We start from the raw sequence: 816 nt of genomic DNA, 5'->3' as shown, positions 1-816 counted from the left end.
GGCGGGTCCACATGCGCACGGTGGAGCTGCCGACGAACACCACGCCGCCCGGGGGCGGAAAGTGCTCCTGGTCGGCCCGGGCGAAGGCGGCGAGCTCGTTGTGCCAGCGCGCCTTGGCGGCCAGGTACTCGGAAGAGGCGTCCGCGGCCGTGGCGCCGTCCGCCTCGTAGGGGAAGGCGGCCGACGCGGTCTGGGCATGAGAGGCGAGCGCCGCCGTCAGCAGCGCGGCCGCGAGCAGCACGGATTTCATCGATGGCATCGGAGAGGCAGAAGGCAAATCAGATTGTTTTTTCGATCAGGGCGCCCTTGAATACGACGGGCCCCTTCGGACCGCTGCCGGGTGGCACGCCGCCCTTGGCTTCCAATGTAACGGCCAGGGTCGGCACGGCGTGGACATCGGATTCCGACGCAGCCAGCCGCAGCGCCGGTGCGTTGTCGAGCACGCCGAGCGAGCGTGGCGCGCCGCCGGGCGGCAGGGCCCAGAGCTGCAGCGACTTGTCGCTGCCTTCGCTGTAGCTGCCCACGCGCTGCAGCACCAGCTGCTTCTTCTTGGGGTCGAAGGTCACCAGCATCGAAGCCGCGGCCTGGTCGTCGGACAGCACGGCCACGTACTGCACCGCCGGTGCGTTGACCAGCTGGTCGCGCAGATTCAGGCCGACCACCACCGCCAGCACGGTGGCGAGCGCACCGGCCGCGGTGGCGCCGCGCCAGAGCGCAAGGCTGCGCAGCCAGCCGCCCTGCGGCTTGCCGGCGGCGTTGGCTGCATCGCGCTGCCGCTCGATGGCGTGCTGCGACTGCTCGGTGTCGATCATGTTG

The 816-nt window shown here is 70.7% G+C and carries 1 protein-coding gene and 1 pseudogene; both read right to left on the bottom strand.

Features of this window, described 5'->3' with window-relative positions:
- Window positions 1-250 (bottom strand): annotated as a pseudogene (locus tag AC1DXX_RS33380) (GDSL family lipase); the annotation flags it as partial.
- Window positions 251-278: 28 nt separating this feature from the next.
- Window positions 279-816, bottom strand: a 538-nt coding sequence (locus AC1DXX_RS33375) for an anti-sigma factor (RefSeq protein WP_478138480.1), incomplete at its 5' end; no start/stop codon positions are given.

This window comes from Variovorax sp. P4_B10 (assembly GCF_056402375.1).
This window is presented reverse-complemented; position numbering and strand designations above follow the sequence as displayed.